Raw genomic sequence first — 20,484 nt, 5'->3', positions numbered from 1 at the left:
GGTAAGAGTCTATGGTTAGAGGCTAAAGGACAATGGGCTGGAAGAGAGCGGCGTGTACAGGAAGAGATTGCCGGAACTGCCCGGGAGGAGAGGAGGGGACATGATGGGTCTTCATAATCGGTACGGCGCATTTATTGAACCGGAGCTTGAGGTATCGGCTCTAGGGAACGGAATACTGGAGGGTGCCAGTTTTACTGTGAAAGATGTATTTGCTGTGGCCGGGCACCGCTCTTCTGCGGGCAACCCGGATTGGCTGCGCAGCCATCCTCCTTCAGCTACCCACGCATCAGTGGTCCGCAGGCTGCTGCAGTCCGGGGCTAGCCTACGGGGGGCCGCGCATACCGATGAGCTGATGTACAGCCTTGGCGGGGAGAATTACCATTATGGCACGCCGGTTAATCCGCGTGCCGAGGGCCGTATCCCCGGAGGCTCCTCCAGTGGTTCGGCGGTGGCAGTGGCTTCAGGTAGTGTGGATTTTGCCCTGGGAACGGATACGGGCGGCTCCATTCGTGTCCCTTCGGCTTATTGTGGCGTGTACGGCTTCCGCCCGACGCATGGCGCGGTGGAGATGGAAGGGGTAATCCCGCTTGCACCGGGCTTCGACACCGTAGGCTGGATTGCAGACAGCCCGGAGGTGCTTCTGCGGGCGGGAGAGGTCCTGCTCGGTGCGGTAGCTCCGGGCAGCGGGGATGGCGCGATGAGCATGCTGCACATCGCGCCGGAGGCTTGGGCGCTGGCTGGTGCAGACAGTGCGGCCAGCCTGAAGCGAGGCCTGCGCCAGCTGCAGGCCGGTGCGGGACGATCCGGCGAGACGGAGCTCGCGCCGGAGGGGCTGAAGACATGGATGAATGTCTTCAGGGAACTGCAGGGCGCCGAGATATGGGCGACCCACGGGGCCTGGATTGAGCGTGCGCAGCCGCTCTTCGGCCCGGATATTGCCGCCCGCTTCGCGTGGGCGGCGGGCCTGGCCGGGCAGGATCACAGCCGCGCACAGGCGGTGCGCGCGGAGATTGCCGCCCGGCTGCGGCAATTGCTTGGAGAGGACGGTTGCATCGTCCTCCCGACCGTGCCCGGCCCCGCGCCGCGCCGCGGCGGGGATCTGGCCCAGCTGGAGCAGAACCGCAGCGGCGCAATGATGCTCAGCTGTATCGCCGGCTTAGCCGGGTTGCCGCAGCTGACGCTGCCGGTGACGGGACCTGGCGGCCTGCCGCTGGGCTTGTCCGTAATAGGCGGTCATGGCCAGGATATGCGGCTGCTCTCCTGGGTCAGCCGCATATGGCAATGAACTGTTCGTTAGGGTTGCAGCGTCTTGCTTGGCGCACTTGGGTTATCTGCAGCAATGAGATGATGCACTTATCCCGTGCTGAGACATTGTTCTGTCAACATGATGGGGGCTATTCCCGCTTTACTGTAATTTATTCCTGAATAGGATACCTTCCTTGATAAAAGGGGGTATCCTTTTTTTGCGTCAAGATAAGCAGCAGCATCTCAGTAAGCTTAAGAGTATTTGTTATGTTTCCTAACATAATTGTCTGAGATTCTGATTTTCCTCTTCCCATCACCGGTATCTTTATCTATAATGTTACATAACATAACATCAAACATGAATGAACTTCAATACATGAACTCAAAAATAAGGAGGGGTGGCTATGCATCTTACGGTCGAAGAAGCGTTGTCCATTTATCCTTTGTCCGAAGCGAAGCTGATCGCTGGCTCGAAGGGCAAGCACCGGGTGATCAAATCTGTCAATGTGATGGATGCCCCGGATATTTCTGACTGGATCAAAGAAGGGGAAATGCTGCTTACGACGGCATATCTAATCAAGGACAATCTGGAGGATGCATCGGCGTTGCTGCAGACCTTGAACCGGCGCGGCTCTGCGGGCCTGGGGATCAAGCTTGGCCGGTTCTGGGACGCTGTCCCGGAGAAGCTGGTTGCTGAAGCGGAGACGCTGAATTTCCCGCTGATTGAGCTCCCGTTCCAGTTTACCTTCTCCGACCAGATGAACGGGCTGTTCCGTGCCGAGCTTACACGCAGCACCAGTGTGCTCCAGAGCATTATGGAGAAGCAGCGCAAGCTGATGCGGTTCGCCCTGCGGTCCGGGCGCAGCCGCCCGCTGTTCGAATCCGTATCGGAAGTGATTGAGACTCCGCTGGCTGTTATCAGCGCCCGTGGGGAAGTGGTATTCAATAATTCGGACAACACCGCACAGCAGCTACTGGAGGGCTGGCCTTGGCAGAGCCGGAATCAGCGCTTCCGCATAGGTGACAGAACCGGGTACCGGATCCCTTTGCTGCAGAGCGACAAGTGCTCCGGTTATCTTGTATACTGCTCCATTGACCCTTTGCTGCTGCCTGTGGAAGAAAGCTTGTTTGTCCAAGGCGCAGAGTTGATATCTTATCATATTCATTCCGGTTATGAAGATTATTTCGAGCATGCCGAACATAGGGAATTCAGCGGAATTATGAGGCGCTTCCTAAGCGGCGGGATGTCTTGCGGCGAATTGGCCCAGGCTGCAGTCAAGCTGGAAGTGGAGCTGCTGCAGGCTCCTTTTCAACTGATGCTTACCGATTCTGGAACTTCTGGGGAAGCACGATTAGGTGAGTTGCTCCGTTTGAAGGAGGAATATCTGGAGCATCCGGAGCTGCGTGAGCTGAATGGCATTCACATGATGATGGGCGAAGGGCTGTTATCCTTGTATCCGGCGGGTCCGCATAGCCCTGAACAATTAAGGGAATGGGTGAATGAGTGTTTTGATCATCTGAAATTTGATAAAGGTTATTATCCCCGCGCCGCGCTCAGTAGCTCCAAGGCGAAGCCGGAAGGTCTGAAGGAAGCTTTTACCGAGATCAAGGAATGTATGGGCACCTTCCAGCACTGGGGAGGGCACGGAAATGTTGTGCATTACCGGCAGCTTGAACTGAACCTGCTGCTGCGTCAGATACCGGCAGAAATTATGGAAAAATACTGTAACAGCAGTCTTCGCGGCCTTCAGAGCCGGGAGCCGGAGTATGTCAGAGAGATGCTGCATACCCTGGAGGTCTATCTGGATCATGACGGGCATGTGAACGAGACCGCGAAGAAGCTGTTTATTCACCGCAATACCGCCACTTACCGGATTGAGAAGCTCAGTGAACTGCTGGACGTTGATTTCAAAAAAATCAATGATCTCATGCGCCTGAAGCTCGTCTTTCTTTTCCGCAGCATGTTAGAGCAAGATTGAGGGGAATCCCGAACTTAATGTTATGTATTATCACATAATTTAAGGACAATTCGACGTATCATAGTGCGTTTGGCACAAAAAAACCAGCCATTCTTATGAAGGGGCACAAACGTATGTTATATAAATTTACGCGAGTGCGATGTCTCAGTATAGTAGAGATACATTAATGGCTTGAGCTATTATGAGAGATTTACTGGAGGAGGAGAATTATGAAAAAAAGGGGTCAGGCAGTTACTTTTAGCTTCGCATTAATGTTCCTGTTAGCGGTGGTTTTGGCGGGGTGTGGAAGTAACAATAATTCAGGCAGCAACGCCAGCAGTACGGCAGCTCCAGCGGCATCGAATGCAGGTACGACAACAGAGGCGGCAGCAACAACAGAGCCGGCAGCAAAGAAGCCAACGGTTGCATTTGTCTACATTGGACCTCCGGGTGACGGCGGATATACCTTCCAGCATGATCAGGGCCGTCTCTATATGGAGAAGGAGCTCGGCATTAAAGCGGACACTGTAGAAAATGTTCCGGAAAGTGCCGATGCCGAACGCATCATTACCGAGCTGGCTCAGAGTCATGATATCGTATTTACCACAAGCTTCGGATATATGGACTATACCCTTAACGTAGCTAATAAATTTCCAAATGTAAAATTCATGCATGCTTCCGGCTACAAAACAGCCGCCAACATGGGAACCTATTTCGGCAAAAACTATCAGGGCAGCTACCTGGCGGGTATTGCAGCCGGCAAAATGACCAAGAAAAACCACCTTGGTTATGTAGGTGCTTTCCCGATCAGTGAGGTTATCTACAACCTTAACGCCTTTACACTAGGCGCGCAAAGCGTCAACCCGAATGTTAAAGTGGACGTGGTGTGGACGAATACCTGGTACGACCCTGCTACGGAACGTCAGGCGGCAATCAGTCTTTTGGATAAAGGCGCAGATGTATTGCTCGCTTATCAGGATTCACCTGCAACCCTGCAGGCTGCAGCAGAACGCGGTGCTTTTGCCGGGGGGAACGACTCGGATATGGGCAAATACGCTCCGGATAATTATCTGACCAACCCTGTATGGAACTGGGGACCTTATTACGTGAAGGCTGTTCAATCCGTGATGGACGGAACATGGAAGAACGAACAGTATTCCGGGGATATGGCCGACGGTATGATTGACATTGCGCCGTTCGGCAGCAAGGTTCCCGATGATGTGAAGAAGCTTGTAGAAGATGCCAAGGCCAAAATCATCAGCGGTGAGCTGGATGTATTTACCGGCCCCATCACTGATAACCAGGGCAAGGTTCAGGTTCAGGAAGGCCAAAAGCTGACGCTTGAAGAAGTGCTGTCCATGAACTGGCTGGTCAAAGGCATTGAAGGCACGATTCCGAAATAAGCACTGAAGCCAAGTGGATATTGCAAGGCCTTATGGGTGGGGCGGGTTCCGTACAGCGGAGCCTTCCCCACCCGTACTACAAGTATAAGGAAAGGAGCGTTCCATAATGCAGAACCCTTCGGTTGAAATGCGCGGGATCGTGAAGAAATTCGGTTCTGTAACGGCAAGCGATGAAGTCGATTTTTCGGCAAATGCGGGTGAGATTCACGCGTTGCTGGGTGAGAACGGAGCAGGTAAAAGCACGGTCATGAGTATGCTCTCAGGGGTGTACAGAGCGGATGAAGGCGAAATTCTCGTTCACGGCCAGCCGGCCAAGATCCGTTCCCCCAAAGATGCTGCACTCCTTGGCGTAGGCATGGTATTTCAAAACTTCAGACTGGTGCAAAGTCTCACGGCAGCGGAGAATATCGTGCTTGGCGAAAAGTCGTCTTTCTGGCGGGGAAGTCATTGGATAAAAAATAAACACAGGGAAATCGAAGGTCTGGCGGAGCGGTTCGGGCTCAAATTTCCGGTGGATCGTCCAATCTGGCAGCTGTCCGTCGGCGAGCAGCAGCGGGTAGAGATCGTCAAGACCCTCTACCGCGGTGCGGATATCATCATTCTGGATGAACCCACCTCTGTGCTGACTCCCGGTGAGGTGGAGCAGCTGTTTGCGACACTGCAGGTCATGAAGCAGGCCGGCAAGACGGTCATCATGACTACGCATAAAATGAAAGAGGTGATGGCTTCTTCAGACCGTATCTCCGTCATGCGCAAAGGAAAAATGATTGCAACGCTGGCCACAGCAGAGACGGATGAGCTGGAGCTGGCCCGCCTGATGGTTGGACGCGAGGTTGAAATTACCCGCCAGGAGCGCGAGGTCTCCGCTGGAGAACCGCTGCTGGTTGTCAATAATCTAGAGGTTACTGCCGACCATGGCCGCAAAGCGCTGGACGGCTTGTCCTTCAAGGTATGCGAAGGTGAGATTGTAGGGGTTGCCGGGGTGGCCGGCAATGGACAGAAGGAACTGGCAGAAGTACTGACAGGGCTTCGGACCTGGAAGAACGGCGACATCGAATTTGATGGCAAGCCGGTAAAATCCGCTTCGGTGCGGGGCGCTATCGATTCGGGAATCTCTCATGTACCGGAGAACCGGATGAAGAGTGGACTGGCCGGACGTCTGGGCTCTGTAGATAACCTGCTGTTCAAATCTTACCGCAGTGATGAACACTCCAAATTCGGTTTTCTGAAGGCAGCCAAAAATCGATCCTGGTCGCAGGCACTGGTCGAACGCTTCAATGTCAAGACGCCTGAGCTGGATACCCCGGTACAACAGCTGTCAGGCGGCAACCAGCAGAAACTGCTGTTCGCCCGTGAAGTTAGCCACCAGCCGAAGCTGATGGTTGCGGTCCATCCTACCCAGGGGCTGGATGTAGGCGCTACTGCCGGTGTGCATGATTTATTGATGGAGCTGCGCAGTTCGGGCAGCGGAGTACTGCTGATATCCGAAGATCTGGATGAACTGCTTCAGTTGTCAGACCGGATTCTGGTAATTTATAACGGTTCGATCATCGGTGAGAGTGACCATGAGCATGCGGACCGCGAGAACCTCGGCCTGCTCATGGCCGGAATCCGGAACAAGGAGGCAAGCGCCATATGAGTCCCCAAAATGCAAGTGACACAGTAACGATGAAGTCCGCTCCGGCCAAACCCGGCAAATGGCTGTCCATGCGTCTGGAGTATGATGCAAGCCGTACGCGCTCTCCATGGTGGTCACCGGTCCTATCTGTTATTCTGGCGCTTCTGCTCTGTGCGGTGTTCATCGCTGCCAACGGTATGAGCCCGATTACTGTATATGAAAAAATGTTCCGCGGAGCCTTCGGTACCTCCTACGGCTTCACGGAAACCATGGTTAAAGCGATACCGTTACTGCTGTGCGGACTCGGGATCGCTGTGGCATACCGCATTTCTGTATGGAATATCGGCGCAGAGGGACAGCTGACCGTTGGGGCGATGGCCGCTACGGCGGTGACCATTTATTTTCCAGATCTGCCGTCCTTCTGGTCTATTACGCTCATGCTGGTATTTGGAACGGCCGCCGGAGCTCTCTGGGGACTGATGACTGCGATTCCGCGGACCCATTTTGGCGTCAACGAGCTGATTACCTCTCTGATGCTGAATTATGTAGCACTGCTGGCGCTGGATTATGTGGTGTTTGGCCCCTGGAAAGACCCGAAGGGCTTCAACTTCCCGGGTTCACCGATGTTCACTGCTGCCCAGTCGCTGCCTGTGCTGGGAACCACGAGACTGCATATCGGGCTGATCTTTGGTCTGGTGGCGGTAGCGGTCTATTATCTGATGATCAAATTCACCCGATGGGGTTATGAGCTGCGGCTGATCGGCGCCAATCCGACCGCTGCGCGTTATGCAGGAATTCACATCAAGAAGCATATTATTATTGTCATGCTGATCAGCGGCGGTCTGGCCGGTATTGCAGGCATGGCCGAAGTGTCCGGGGTCACACACAAGCTCATGCAGGGAATCTCGCCGGGTTACGGCTATACCGCTATTATTGTCGCCTGGCTTGCCAAGTTGAATCCGCTTGGTCTGATCGTCACCTCAATCCTGTTCGGCGGTCTTATTGTCGGCGGCTACAGTGTGCAGACCATCGGGCTGCCTTCGTCCATATCGGAAATGCTGCAGGGTGCAATTCTGTTTTTCCTGATCGCCGGCGATATGATCCACCGTTTCCGCATCCGCCGGAGCGCATAGCAGCATCCTCTTAGAGAAGGGAGTATAACCATGGATTTCACTACACAGTTATTAATAGCCGCCATATCCGCCGGAACACCGCTGCTGCTGGCTACACTCGGAGGTATCCTGAATGAGCGGGCGGGCATTATCCAGCTTGGGGCGGAGGGGCTGATGCTGATGGGGGCAGTCACGACCTGTATCGTCTACATCCGCAGTGAAAATCTGTTGCTGGCCTTACTTGCGGCAATTGCGGTCACCGCTGTGCTTGGCCTAGTGCACGCCTTCCTGTGTGTTACCCTGCGTGCCAATCAGACCATGTCGGGGCTGGCGATGACACTGTTTGGCAGCGGTCTGAGCGCTTATCTGGGCAAATCGATCAGTGGGATTCCGCTGCCGGGTCCTTCGCCCAAGCTGGATCTGGGCTGGGTCAAGTCAATTCCCGTGGTCGGTGATATCTTCGGCCGGATGGATGTTCTGACATGGTTCAGCCTGCTGCTGGTACTGGTGCTGCATCTGCTGATTCACCATACCTCTTGGGGACTGCATCTGCGTGCCGTAGGAGACAGTCCAGCCACGGCTGACGTTATGGGAATCCGTGTACAGCTGATCCGTTACAGCTATATCACTGCCGGGACCGCGCTGATTGGTCTTGCAGGTGCCGACATGGTGCTGGCCTATGCACCGACCTGGAATGAAGGGCTTACGGCGGGCCGGGGCTGGATCGCTGTGGGTCTGGTGATTTTTGCAAGATGGAATCCGCTTCGTGCATTGTTCTGTGCCTATTTCTTCGGAGCGCTCGACTCACTCGGATTCCGTATCCAGCTGCTCGGCAGTGTCATTCCACCCTATTTCCTCAAAATGATTCCGTACGTGGTGACGATCCTGGTGCTCATGTACCTCGGTTACCGTAACCGCAACAAGCCTTCCGGTACACCGGAATCACTGGGAACACCATACATTCGGGAACAGCGGTTCTGAATATTCACTACAGCGAATCAGCTATGAAACCTCCCTGAAAGAAGTTAAAATTAAAAATAATCGGAAATGAGTTAACTATAGAAAGAGGGGAAGGTTGTGACGACACCACCTGTATTTTTGACGCTGGAAGAGATAAATCGTATGAGCAAGCAGGAATTTGTGGCGAACCTTGGCGGTATCTTCGAACATTCGCCCTGGGTAGCAGAGGGGGCTTATGCGCATATTCCGTTCCAGTCCACCGCAGAGCTGCATAGTGCGATGTTGCGTACGGCGAGGAATGCAGAGCTAGGACAGACAGAGGCGCTGTTGCGGGCACATCCGGATCTGGCGACCCGGCTGGAGGTCAGCCCGTTATCCGCGGCAGAGCAGCAGGGGGCTGGACTCGACCGTCTGACTCCAGAGGAATTCACCAGGCTTACAGAATTGAATGCAGCATATACGGATAAATTCCGCTTTCCTTTTATCCTGGCTGTGCGAGGCAAGAATAAGGATGATATTATTCACTCTATTGAAGCTCGCGTGGTCCGGACACTGGAGGAAGAGCGGGAGCAGGCGCTAGCTGAGATCGGCCGGATTACAGCTTTCCGGCTGTATGACCTGATCCAGGAGAAGACTGCAGAGCAATAAATCGAGAGTCAACGGGAATAGAAGATACAAAGCCAATAGAACCAGCGGAGGTGTTCTGCCATGACTGGAGCGGGAATTGCAAGTATTGCTATGGATGACATGAGCGGTCGTCTAACAACGCATGTGCTGGACCTGTCGCATGGCTTGCCGGCAGCTGGTATGAAGCTTCAGCTATGGAGCCTTGAAGAGAGCTCATGGAAGCTGTTGCGTGAAGCAACCACGAACCATGACGGCAGACTGGATGCCCCGCTGCTGGAAGGAGCAGAGCTAATTCCGGGCTGCTACGAGTTGCTGTTCATGGCGGGAGATTACTATCGGGGGAGGGGACTGGAAGGTTTGGAGGATGGGAGAACGCTGGGCGACCAGGGATTGCAGGAAGCTTTTTTTCTGGAAAATATCCCGATCCGGTTCAACATCACTAATACGACAGACCATTACCACGTTCCGCTGCTGGTTGCACCCGGGGGATACAGTACATACCGGGGGAGCTGAATAGAGCAAGAGTAAACGACCGGAGGTGACCGACTCATGGAGGAATCATACGAGCTTATTATCAGAAATGGTGATGTCGTGCTGCCCGGAGAAGTGCGGAAGCTGGATGTCGGGGTAAGGGACGGAAAGATCGCCGCACTGGGCCAGGGGCTTAGGGCCACGGCAGCAACTACGGTCATCGATGCAGAGGGGCAATATGTGCTGCCGGGGATGATCGATATGCATGTGCACTTTAATGAACCGGCGTTTGGCCACTGGGAAGGATTCCGCTCCGGTTCTGCAGCATTGGCAGCAGGGGGATGTACCTGCTATGCAGATATGCCGCTGAACGGCAATCCGCCTACGGTGAATAAGGCTGCGCTTCAGCTTAAGGCGGAGGCTGCTTCTGCAAATTCTGCAGTAGATTATGTGTTGTGGGGCGGTCTCGTTCCTGGAAATCTGGGGGATTTAGAGGATCTGATGGAGGCTGGTGTGACTGGCTTCAAGGCTTTTATCTCTAATCCTGGCGGCGAAGGAGAAGGCCGGTTCCGTGAGGTGGATGACGAGACACTATATTTGGGAATGCAAAAAATCGCCGCCCTCGGAGGTATTCTTGCCCTGCATGCGGAGAGCGAAGATATTACGGCTGTGCTGTCGGCAGATGCCGTCCGCAGCGGTAAGACAGGGGCGCGGGATTTCGCTGCTTCCCGTCCGGCGATAGCGGAGCTTGAGGCGGTATCCCGGGCACTGCTGTACAGTGAACGTACCGGCTGCCGGCTGCATTTCGTGCATATCAGCACGGCAGCTGCGATTGATATGATTCATGCTGCGAAGCTGCGCGGATTGGATGTGACAGCGGAAACCTGTCCGCATTATCTGTTGCTTAATGAAGATAGCATGGAACAGCTGGGGCCTGTAGCCAAGTGCGCTCCGCCCCTCCGCAGCCCGGAAGAGCAGGAGAAGCTGTGGAAGGTGCTGGCTGAGGATAAAATCGACCTGATCGCTTCAGACCATTCGCCTTGTCCGCCTGAGCTTAAGCTGAATCCTGAGCTGACGTTTTTTGAAGCCTGGGGCGGGATTTCGGGTGCCCAGAGTAGCCTGGAGCTGATGTTCCATGCAGGCGTGCATGTACGCGGCTTGCCAGTCACTCAAGTCTCAGCTTTATTGTCGGAGAGACCTGCTCGGCGGTTCGGACTGGATCACCGCAAAGGCTCCATCGCCATGGGGCTGGATGCAGATCTGGTGCTGCTGAACCCCAACGCTGATTACACACTGGCTGCGGAGGATCTGCTCTATCGGCACCAGCACAGCCCGTATACCGGAATGACCTTATCCTGCAAGGTCACGGCTACAATCGTCCGGGGGAACGTGGTGTATACCGCTGAACAAGGTGTGATGTCGGCGGACGGAGGAGAGTGGCTGCAGATCCATAAGGGGCAGCCGGCTGTATGAAGGGGCCGTCCCTGCGCGCACCAGCCGGGAATATGATGGTGCTTCTGAAGGAACTGGCGGCATTCAGCGCTCCGGGACCGGGAGTTACCCGCCTGCTATATACACCGGAGTGGAGCGGGGCCCAGCATTTTTTGCAGGAAAAAATGGCTGCGCTCGGGCTGGAGGTTCACACCGATCCCGTAGGCAATGTCTTTGGACGGCTGAGCGGATCCAGCCATACCGATAAAGTAATCCTGACCGGCTCACATATCGACACTGTAGTGAACGGCGGCCAATATGACGGAGTCTATGGAGTGGCGGCTGCGGTCACCGCGCTCCATTATCTGGCGGAGACTTTCGGGCCGCCGCTGCGGACGCTGGAGGTTGCTGCGTTCTGTGAGGAGGAGGGAAGCCGTTTTCCGCTGACGTTCTGGGGTTCCGGAAATGTGACTGGCCTATATAACGGAAGCGTGTCAGAATCCATCTCTGATCCGGAGGGGATTACACTCATGGCGGCGATGGAGGCCTGCGGCTACGGCTTGCCAAACCAGGGGGAGCGGCCAGAACGTGATGATCACGTTGACCACTGTGTGAATTCTTCCTATAGAGATGATATCGGGATGTATGTCGAGCTGCATATCGAGCAGGGAATTATTCTGGAACACTCCGCGCAGCACATTGGGGTGGTGCAGGCGATTGTGGGCCAAAGACGTTTCACGGCCAAGGTATCTGGAACCGCCAATCATGCCGGAACAACGCCGATGAGGCTACGCCGCGATGCGCTGGCCGGTACAGCGGAGATGCTGACTGTAATGGAACGATTCGCTGCAGAAGCGGGAGAACCGCTGGTTGCCACCACCGGAAGGCTTGAAGTCCTTCCGGGGACATCGAATGTAATTCCAGGCGAAGTAGAGTTCACGCTGGATATCCGTCATAGCGAGGCAGAGCAGCTGGAGCGCTTCTGCTCCCGGCTCATGACGGAGTTCAGAGAGATTGCAGCCCGGCGCGGCCTTGAGCTTGAGCTGGTGCAGACATTGGCAACCTCCCCCGCGCTCATGAACCAGACACTCTGCGAAGCCCTTGAACACATCTGCCAGGAGCAGGGGAGGAGCTTCCGCAGTATGGTGAGCGGAGCGGGGCATGATGCCCAGCTGTTCGCGCCAAGGTGTCCGACAGCCATGATTTTTGTTCCTAGTCGGGCGGGGATCAGCCATTCTCCGGAGGAGTATTCTTCCCCGGAGGAGCTGGCGACTGGGCTGGATGTTCTGATCGCTTTATTATATAAGCTTGCCTACGAGGAGAGCTGAATCTATAGAGGGAGAGATGATCATGAAGCGGTACGAAGATTTGTCGCCGTCCCTGCGGTGTATTATGACCCCTGGTCCGGTAGAGGTCGATCCGCGTGTGCTGCGGGCGATGTCTTTTCCGGTACTCGGACAGTTCGATCCCGAATTTACTGATATTATGAATGAGACAATGGGAATGCTGCGTGAGCTGTTTGCAACAGAGAATAAGTGGGCTTATCCTGTAGACGGTACCTCCCGCTCCGGGATTGAAGCGGTAATGGTTAGTCTGATTGCCCCGGGCGACCGGGTGCTGATTCCTATCTACGGGCGGTTTGGCCATCTGCTGCATGAGATTGCTGAACGCTGCGGTGCCGAGGTATTCACTATAGAGAAAACCTGGGGAAGTGTGTTCACACCAGATGAGGTCATCGCTGCGATTAGGGACTTCAAACCTGATGTGGTTGCCATGGTTCATGGCGAGACCTCGACAGGGCAGGTACAGCCGCTGGCGGAGATTGGGCGGGCTTGCCGCGAGCATGACGCGCTGCTGATTGTGGATGCTGTGGCGACTATCGGCGGGGTGCCGGTGGAGACGGATGCTTGGATGCTGGATGCCGTTATCGGCGGTACCCAAAAATGTCTGTCCATTCCTTCAGGCATGGCGCCGGTGACGTATAATGCGCGCGCCGAAGCCAAGCTTATGAAGCGCAAACAGGTTGAACGCGGTCTGCGCACAGGTGGGATTCAGAGCAGTGAACTGCCTGTGATCCGCAGTAATTATTTCGATCTGAGCATGCTGCAGGATTACTGGAGTGAACAGAGGCTGAATCATCATACGGAGATGACCTCCATGCTCTATGCCTTGCGGGAAGGCCTGCGGCTCGTGCTGGAAGAAGGCCTTCAGAATAGGCATGTCCGGCATGCCTTACACGAAAAGGCTCTGGTCGCTGGACTTATGGCGATGGGCCTCAAGCTGTATGGAGACCCGGAGAGTAAGCTGACGGTAGTGACCTGTGTATGCATTCCGGAAGGGGTGAATGGCGAGTCGGTGCGGGATATGCTGCTTAGCCGCTTTGGCATTGAGATTGCCAGCTCTTTCGGTCCGTTAAAAGGGCTGATCTGGCGCATTGGCACTATGGGCTTCAGCTGCCGCGAGAATAATGTGCTGCGTGTGTTGGGGGCGCTGGAGGCGGCTCTTATACGGCATGGATATGCGGTGCCTTGCGGGCTTGGCGTTCAGGCGGCACTCGATGTATATGAGGCAAAGATGGAATGAACGGGAGGAGAATAATGAATGTCCTTTAAAAGAAAACCGCTTGCGGATTGTGTCCCGGAGCTTGTGGCTACCGCGCGAGGGGATCTGCCGGCTACACTGGTAATTACGGGCAGCAAGCTGGTCAATGTATGTTCCGGGGAGATTCTGGAGGGAATGTCTGTCGCCGTTCAGGGTGGACGCATCGCTTATGTTGGCAAAGATGTCTCACATATGATCGGTGAAGGGACGCGGGTCATTGAAGCGGACGGGAGATACCTGGCTCCGGGTCTGCTGGATGGACACTGCCATATTGAGAGTACACAGCTGACTGTGACGGAATTCGCCCGTGCTGTGCTGCCGCTTGGCACTACCGGAGGATTCTTCGACGCGCATGAGATTGCCAACGTATTCGGACTTAAGGGCATACAGCTGATGCTGGAGGAGATGCGGGGAACACCGCTGGCTGCCTACATGCAGGTGGCCTCCTGCGTACCTTCGGCAGGTGCGGAATTTGAGACGACCGGCGCTTCCATAGGGCCGGATGAGGTAGCGGAAGCCTATACCTGGGGCGACGATGTGATTGCACTGGGCGAAGTGATGAATTTTCCCGGTGTGGTCTACGGAGATGCAAGAATGCTCGGAGAAATTCAGGCAACCTTACGTGCCGAACGGGTGGTGGATGGGCATTTCACCTGGCCGTCCAGTGATTGGAGGCTGCCCGTGTATGCGGCTGCTGGCGTAACCGGCGATCATGAGTGTGTCACAGCCGAGGATGTGATCGAGCGCGTCCGCCTGGGCATGTATGCCAAAATGCGCCGCGGCTCCGCCTGGCATGATGTGGCGAAGACAATCACCGCGCACACGGAGCATGGACTGGACCCGCGCCGGATGCTGCTCGTGACCGATGACCGCAGCTCGGAATCCTTGCGTGACGAAGGTCATATGGATTTTGTGGTGCGTCATGCCATCTCGCAAGGGGTAAAGCCGGTGACTGCCTTTCAAATGGCGACCATCAACACCGCTGAGCGCTTTGGCGTTGCCCGTGATATCGGCTCGATTACACCCGGATCCTGTGCCGATATGATCATGTTGGACGGGAATCTGGCGGATGTTCACGTAGTGATGACTATAGCGGCAGGTGTGGTGGTGGCTGAGAATGGGATGATGACTGCTCCCCTTGAGACGTATACATATCCTGATGAGGTACTCACTTCGGTTCATTTGCCGCGGCTCCCGGTGGCGGAAGATTTTGTGATCCGCGCGCCCATGGAATCAGGCAGTCTGTCAACACGGGTAATCCGGGTGATTGAGAATCATGTGGAGACGGAGGAGCTTATCCTGAAGCTGCCCGTAGAAGAAGGAATACTGCAAGTGGAGAACGGCCTTTGTAAAATAGCAGTTTTCGAACGCCATAAAGGAACCGGCAACAAATCGGTTGGTGTTGTAGCAGGAATCGGCTTCCATGAGCCTGCGGCCATTGCCATGACTGTGGCTCATGACAGCCACAATGTGCTGGTGATTGGTAATGATGATGGGCTGATGGCCGCAGCAGCGGGGGCGGTTGCTGAAGCTCAGGGCGGCGTGGCTGTCATCACAACCGCCGGGATCACGCTTTTTCCGCTGGCGATTGCGGGTCTGATGTCCATAGAGCCCTTCGAGGTAGCAGCAGCGAAGTCTGCAGCGATCAGCAAAGCGCTCTTTGATTCGGGGTGTACGCTGAATTATGCCTTCATGACATTGTCCTTGCTTGCGTTAGCAGTGATCCCGACTTTGCGTATCTCTGATAAAGGCTTGGTGCGCATCTCGCCGGAAGAGGGGATAGAACTCGTCTCCTTATTTGTATAGCACTAAAAAGCCAGTTCAATCCATTGGGGTATCTACAGTCATTAATTTGACTGGGATACCCCATTTTCATGTTTTTCTCGCCGAAAGGAACTCTGTATTTTTTAGGACGGCAAAGGGATTTTTACCAGCATTTTTAGTCTCTATGGACTGTAAAAGTAACGATATTGTAATCAAAACCTATAATTTAACCATTTCATCACATTAAGAAACATATTTTTATGGAATTTTATAAAAAAACATTAACAAACTGCAGAAAATAGACGATAATACTTTTAAATTAATTAAAATTATTGCTATATTCTCATGCTGACAAGGTACGGAAAGCCCAAATATGAAGAACGAGGTGTATGAAATGATGAGATTGGATACGCAGGACATCGTGAATATCACCAGAAAGCAAATTGCTGCGATTTTTAAAATGGAGCCGCTTGAAGTGAGGTTCGTCAATGACTTTCAAGGTGAGCAATATCTGTTAACCAATGACAAGCTGCATCTAAGCAACCAGCACTACTGGGCCAAGGTTATGGAGTGTGTATTTGACAACCACACCCGGCCGGTTCTGATGTGCGAGGTGCTGTACTTCCTGAGGAACGAATTTCTGGAGAGTGATATCAAGCTCCGCTTTTCTTATGATTTTGCAGAAGGTGCTTATGGAGAAGCAATGGCGGGAGCTGAGGTTAGTTTTAATGATTCACCGGAACTTCAGCCGGGGGAAATCGCCGAATTAATCGATTTTGCACTGTCGTTACAGGATAAGCAATGGTTCGAGGAATTAACCTCCAAATACAAACAGTTGACTGCATAAGTCTAACTTTCATTCATATTATTCTTAAAGGATTTGTTCAAAAGCCGCTCTGTTTGCATGTTTTTATGCAGATGGGCGGCTTGATTTATTTATATCCGTTAAGCCTGCTTCGTTCCAGTTGGCATCATTCCAAAATATCACATTCATTATGAGAAACACAATACAAGGAATCACATGAATATAATAAGAAGGAGCATATGGAAGAAAATGAGAGTAAAAAATAGCATCAATTTGTGATATTTATGAAATAGTGATGTTTCTTATAGGGTATGTGATTTTGTATACAGAGAATTAAAGCAAAAATTTGATATTATCAAGCCAGAAATTACCGCTTGCAGACTTCAATCCTTTTATGTGAATTAATTCACCTTTTGCAAAAATCATATAAATGGATGCATCCTTTCACACACAGGATAGGTCGTGCACATACGGGAGGGGGGATCTCCTCTTATGAAGATAAAGGAAGATCTTTATAAGAGCGGAAGAGAGATAAGCAGGGTATAGCTTGTATTGTGAAATGTTACATATTACTGGGGATATGGTAAAGGAGAATACTCATTGAAAAAGCTAATTTCTTTGACAGTTACCGCAGCTCTGCTGCTCGCGCCACTGGCGTACACGATTAATGCACCAGCTCTGAATCTGAAGGTGGATGCGGTTTCAGCGGCCTCGGAAGAAGCACCGGCAGCTACAGCCAAACCGGCTGCAACGCCAAAGCCAACAACCAAGCCAACGGCCAAGCCAAAGCCAACGGCCAAACCAACACCTAAGCCTACACCTAAACCAACAGCCAAACCAACGCCAAAGGCAACGGCAAAGCCTGTTGCAACGGCCAAAGCTACAGTTAAACCGGTAGCCACTGCTAAACCGGTAGCTACAGCCAAACCAGTTGCTACAGCTAAACCAGTAGCTACGGCTAAACCAGTAGCTACGGCTAAACCAGTAGCAACCGCTACACCTGTAACAGTAAAACAAGCTGTATATCAGGATGGAGTGTACGTGGCTTATGGTAATGCATACTCCAAAGGCACTGAAGGCGCAAAAATAACAATCAAAGATGGCAAGATTACGGCTATCGAGCTTATGAGAACCAATCCAAAAATCATCGATGTCAATGCACGCGACAATTACAGCGGCGTATGGGTGGCTTACGGATTGATGAAAAGCAGACTGCTTGGTCAAACCAGAGACAGTGCAGCAGGAGTCGATGCCGTATCCGGCGCAACCCGTTCCAGCAATGGCTGGAAGCTGGCAGTAGACAGAGCTTTTGAAAGATCGCTTAAGGTAAAACCTGCTGATGCTACTTATTTTGCCGGTGATCATATGGGGGTAGATCCAGAGGGCAAATACGCTGTATTCGCCAGCTACGATGAGAACAAGCTTACTGCTGTTAAGCTGTACCCTTTGAATGCAAACGGAAGTTTCGTAGATGAGAAGACGTATACTGCAGAACAAACTGCTGCGATTGCAGCCATCACACCAGTACTGCTCGCTAACGGTTCTTCCGCTCAGCCGGTTGCCGGATACGAAGCAGAATCCAAAGCGGCTATCAAAGCTTTCTGGGATGCAGAACAAAACGCTACTATTAACAATACTTCCGCTTACATTGACGGATTCTATTCTTCCTACGGTACTGCAAGAAGTGTGGGCGTAGAAAGAGCAGATATTATTATCCGCAACGGCAAGCTGGTAGACGTGAAACTGTACAGACTGGGCACTAACCTGATCGACAGAGGCGCAACTGCCTATGCCGAAGTGGTAAAAGCCAATGCACCAATGACTGCAAAATTGCTTGCTAATGGTTCTTATATCGCTAATTATGATGAGAAAGTAGACGGTATTTCCGGTGCTACTGAAAGCAGCCACGGCTGGAATCAGGCTGTAGAAAGAGCGTTTGAAAAGGCACTGAAAGTTCCAACAGCCGGCCAGTATTTTGACGGCAAATTTGCCGGTGTGGACAATACATCTAAAGTTCTATTGCTTGTTGATGTAGCCGCAGACCAGGTAACGGGCATTAAACTGAGCTTGTTCGGAACCGATGGCAAATTGATTGCTGACGACAAGCTGACTCCAGAACAAAAGACTTTGGTTGAACAATTGACTTCAGGACTGCTTGCCCAAGGTGTACAAGCACCTGACGTTACAGGCCAAGAAGCCTTGTCGGCAGCAGCAAGAGCAGCATTGACCGATGCACTGACCAATGCTTCCAAAGAACAAGGAACCTATAAAGACGGTACCTTCACCGCCTATGGTGACGCTTATGACAAAGGAACAAACAGAGCTGATGTTACTCTGCGTAATGGTAAAATCGTAAACGTAACGCTTACCCGTGTAGGCATGAATATGGTAGACCTGGGTAAAAACGCTTATGCTGAAGTGCAAAAAGCTCTTCCGCAGCTGACAGCCGGCTTCCTTGCCGCAGGCAACAGAGAAGGCGCTCAGCAAGTGGATGCGGTATCTGGCGCAACCAGCAGCAGCAATGCAATGAAGGCTGCGGTTGACAGAGCGTATGGCAAAGCTGAAGTTACTGAAGCTAACAAAGCGGCTTACTTTAACGGAACTTTCATTGGAGTAAGTACCGACAAGACCGTAAATGTAATGGTGAATGTGAAATACGGCGTTCCAGTAAGTATGCTGGTGTACTACCTGGACGCTGCGGGTAAAGTTAAGCCTTACATGCAATTGACTGACGCTGAAAAAGCTGTGAAGGCTGAGATCGAAAATACTTCGAGCGGCTACGGCCTCCACAAGTACGGATACCGTGCAGCGGCATTCGGCAATAATGATGCTGAAAAGGCAGTTTCCACAAAAGTGGTAGAAGCTATCAAAGCTGCACTGGAAACCGCAGGTAAATAATTTCTGCTATCTTCTCAAAGAGGTTGTTCATGGTCATGCAAATGGCCCGGGACAACCTCTTTTTTTGGCTCATTCCTTCATCCCTTTTTCGAATCTTTAAGATATGGGTAAGAACGGCATGTAGTGGGACGAGAGCATAAATTCATTTGGGAATCGTATAGTAATTAGAGGGATTTCGGAGATGAATGTCTAAAGTTTAATATACACAACAGGCTTAGGTCCTGTTAGTAATGGGAGGCTCCAACATGACACTTATTAAACAGCTATCTCCGCAGGATGAATTTGTCGGCTTTTATCTATTACGGGAGCTGGCAATCAAACAAACAAACGGTACTCCTCCAAAGGATTATTTTGATATTGTTCTGGGCGATTCCAGTGGTCAAATCTCGGCGAAATTCTGGGATGTAAGCACAACAGATAAAGAAACCTTTTTCCCGATGGCACTGGTGAAGGTACGCGGGGTTGCACATACTTATCGCGAGAAGCTTCAGGTTAAAGTAACCAAGATCAGGCTTGCTAATGATTCCGACAATGTTTCACTCACTGATTTTATAAGGTCTGCACCTATCCGCCCGGTGGATCTGATCCATACCATTAAGGGAGTGATGGCGAGCATCACTGACCCGGAGATCGCGACGATTGTATCGTTTTGTGTGGGCAAAGTGGAAGAGAAATTAATGCATTATCCGGCGGCCAAAACCCATCATCACGCTTATTTCGCCGGACTTGCTTATCATATGGTACGGATGCTGGAAATCGGTGAGTTTCTCTGCAAGCAGCGCCCGTTCCTGAATCCCGATCTGATGAAGGCAGGAATTATTCTGCATGATATCGCCAAGCCCGAGGAAATGATCTCACAGTTCGGGATTGTGTCGGATTACAGTGTTCAGGGCAAGCTGATCGGGCATATCTCTATGGCGTCCAATTGGATTACCGAGGCGGCGATCCGCTCCGGTATTGATCTGGAATCCGAAAAAGTGCTCGGCCTGCAGCATCTGGTATTATCCCATCATAACTTGGGTGAGTGGGGAAGCCCGGTTCAGCCGCAGACGGCAGAGGCTGTAGCTCTTCATCATATCGATGCTATGGATGCGAAGCTGCAGATGGTGGAAGACGCGCTGGATACGACACCTGAGACGGAGGAGTGGACGCCTTTTATCCGGGGGCTGGAGAATAAGGCGGTATATCGTTTAAAGATCTAGATAAGCCGAACTGAAAATATACTAACGCGGATGGAACGTAACTGCGGAGAATGTTTGGACTTCCGGCCGCTGTTATATTTGGATTTCTGGATTGAAACCGCTGGACGCGGTAGAAATCCAAATATAAAGGCTGCCGCTGCCGCTCCTCCAGTTCCAAACTTCTCCTCCGTTACTTACCCACTTTAGTAGGACTTCAAATTCAACTGATAAAGATAGGGTTGTGTAGCAGGAAGAAGCAAGAAAAACCCCCGATCCGTTTTGAAGTGCACCCCTTAGAATAGACATTGGAATAAACCCCTGGTTTATCCGATGAATCTAAGGGGTGCATTTTTATGGTGAAAAAAGGACAAAAGTTCACAACGTATTCATATGAGATAAAGCTTGAAGCT

Annotated in this window: 15 protein-coding genes; all 15 read left to right on the top strand. The window is 52.4% G+C overall.

The window, feature by feature from the left end:
* Positions 1–103 precede the first annotated feature (103 nt).
* The 15 genes from AC0MA3_RS09605 to AC0MA3_RS09535 all read left to right on the top strand — a co-directional run bounded on the left by AC0MA3_RS09605 (position 104) and on the right by AC0MA3_RS09535 (position 20,095).
* Positions 104–1,285 carry an amidase gene (locus tag AC0MA3_RS09605; protein ID WP_474656007.1) on the top strand — a complete coding sequence of 394 codons (1,182 nt, stop codon included), beginning with the start codon at positions 104–106 and terminating at the stop codon, positions 1,283–1,285.
* 364 nt (positions 1,286–1,649) lie between these two features.
* The gene (locus AC0MA3_RS09600; protein WP_474656006.1) at positions 1,650–3,224 is read left to right on the top strand and encodes a PucR family transcriptional regulator; all 1,575 of its coding nucleotides are present in this window, start codon (positions 1,650–1,652) and stop codon (positions 3,222–3,224) included.
* Positions 3,225–3,433: 209 nt separating this feature from the next.
* A complete protein-coding gene (locus AC0MA3_RS09595) occupies positions 3,434–4,606 on the top strand; it encodes a BMP family ABC transporter substrate-binding protein (protein ID WP_474656005.1) in 1,173 nt (390 codons plus the stop codon).
* A gap of 106 nt (positions 4,607–4,712) precedes the next feature.
* Positions 4,713–6,245: an ABC transporter ATP-binding protein gene (locus AC0MA3_RS09590; RefSeq protein ID WP_379155466.1), complete on the top strand. Its 1,533-nt coding sequence runs from the start codon at positions 4,713–4,715 to the stop codon at positions 6,243–6,245.
* 29 nt (positions 6,246–6,274) lie between these two features.
* Positions 6,275–7,357 (top strand): ABC transporter permease, encoded by a 1,083-nt coding sequence (locus tag AC0MA3_RS09585; protein WP_474656250.1) that lies wholly within the window; start codon positions 6,275–6,277, stop codon positions 7,355–7,357.
* Between the two features lie 30 nt (positions 7,358–7,387).
* Positions 7,388–8,317 (top strand): ABC transporter permease, encoded by a 930-nt coding sequence (locus tag AC0MA3_RS09580; protein ID WP_474656004.1) that lies wholly within the window; start codon positions 7,388–7,390, stop codon positions 8,315–8,317.
* Between the two features lie 96 nt (positions 8,318–8,413).
* On the top strand, positions 8,414–8,944 hold the full coding sequence (gene uraD / locus AC0MA3_RS09575) for a 2-oxo-4-hydroxy-4-carboxy-5-ureidoimidazoline decarboxylase (protein WP_474656003.1): 531 nt from the start codon (positions 8,414–8,416) through the stop codon (positions 8,942–8,944).
* A gap of 99 nt (positions 8,945–9,043) precedes the next feature.
* The gene (gene uraH, locus AC0MA3_RS09570; protein ID WP_474656249.1) at positions 9,044–9,436 is read left to right on the top strand and encodes a hydroxyisourate hydrolase; all 393 of its coding nucleotides are present in this window, start codon (positions 9,044–9,046) and stop codon (positions 9,434–9,436) included.
* 36 nt (positions 9,437–9,472) lie between these two features.
* Positions 9,473–10,867, top strand: a complete 1,395-nt coding sequence (locus AC0MA3_RS09565; RefSeq protein ID WP_474656002.1) for an allantoinase — start codon at positions 9,473–9,475, stop codon at positions 10,865–10,867.
* Entirely contained in the window at positions 10,864–12,153 is a 1,290-nt protein-coding gene (locus AC0MA3_RS09560) for a M20 family metallo-hydrolase (RefSeq protein WP_474656001.1), read from the top strand. Before AC0MA3_RS09565 ends, AC0MA3_RS09560 begins: the two co-directional genes overlap by 4 nt.
* 22 nt (positions 12,154–12,175) lie before the next feature.
* Entirely contained in the window at positions 12,176–13,408 is a 1,233-nt protein-coding gene (locus AC0MA3_RS09555; protein ID WP_379155481.1) for a pyridoxal-phosphate-dependent aminotransferase family protein, read from the top strand.
* Positions 13,409–13,426: 18 nt separating this feature from the next.
* Complete coding sequence (locus AC0MA3_RS09550) at positions 13,427–15,232, top strand: adenine deaminase (protein WP_474656000.1); 1,806 nt, start codon at positions 13,427–13,429, stop codon at positions 15,230–15,232.
* A gap of 352 nt (positions 15,233–15,584) precedes the next feature.
* A complete protein-coding gene (locus tag AC0MA3_RS09545; RefSeq protein ID WP_474655999.1) occupies positions 15,585–16,037 on the top strand; it encodes an IDEAL domain-containing protein in 453 nt (150 codons plus the stop codon).
* A gap of 558 nt (positions 16,038–16,595) precedes the next feature.
* Positions 16,596–18,893: an FMN-binding protein gene (locus tag AC0MA3_RS09540; protein ID WP_474655998.1), complete on the top strand. Its 2,298-nt coding sequence runs from the start codon at positions 16,596–16,598 to the stop codon at positions 18,891–18,893.
* A gap of 245 nt (positions 18,894–19,138) precedes the next feature.
* Positions 19,139–20,095 carry a 3'-5' exoribonuclease YhaM family protein gene (locus AC0MA3_RS09535; protein WP_379155492.1) on the top strand — a complete coding sequence of 319 codons (957 nt, stop codon included), beginning with the start codon at positions 19,139–19,141 and terminating at the stop codon, positions 20,093–20,095.
* The last annotated feature ends 389 nt before the right edge of the window (positions 20,096–20,484 follow it).

This window comes from Paenibacillus sp. LS-5, from assembly GCF_056121505.1.
Note: the sequence above shows the minus strand (reverse complement) of the source record. Positions and strands in the feature narration are given on the sequence as shown.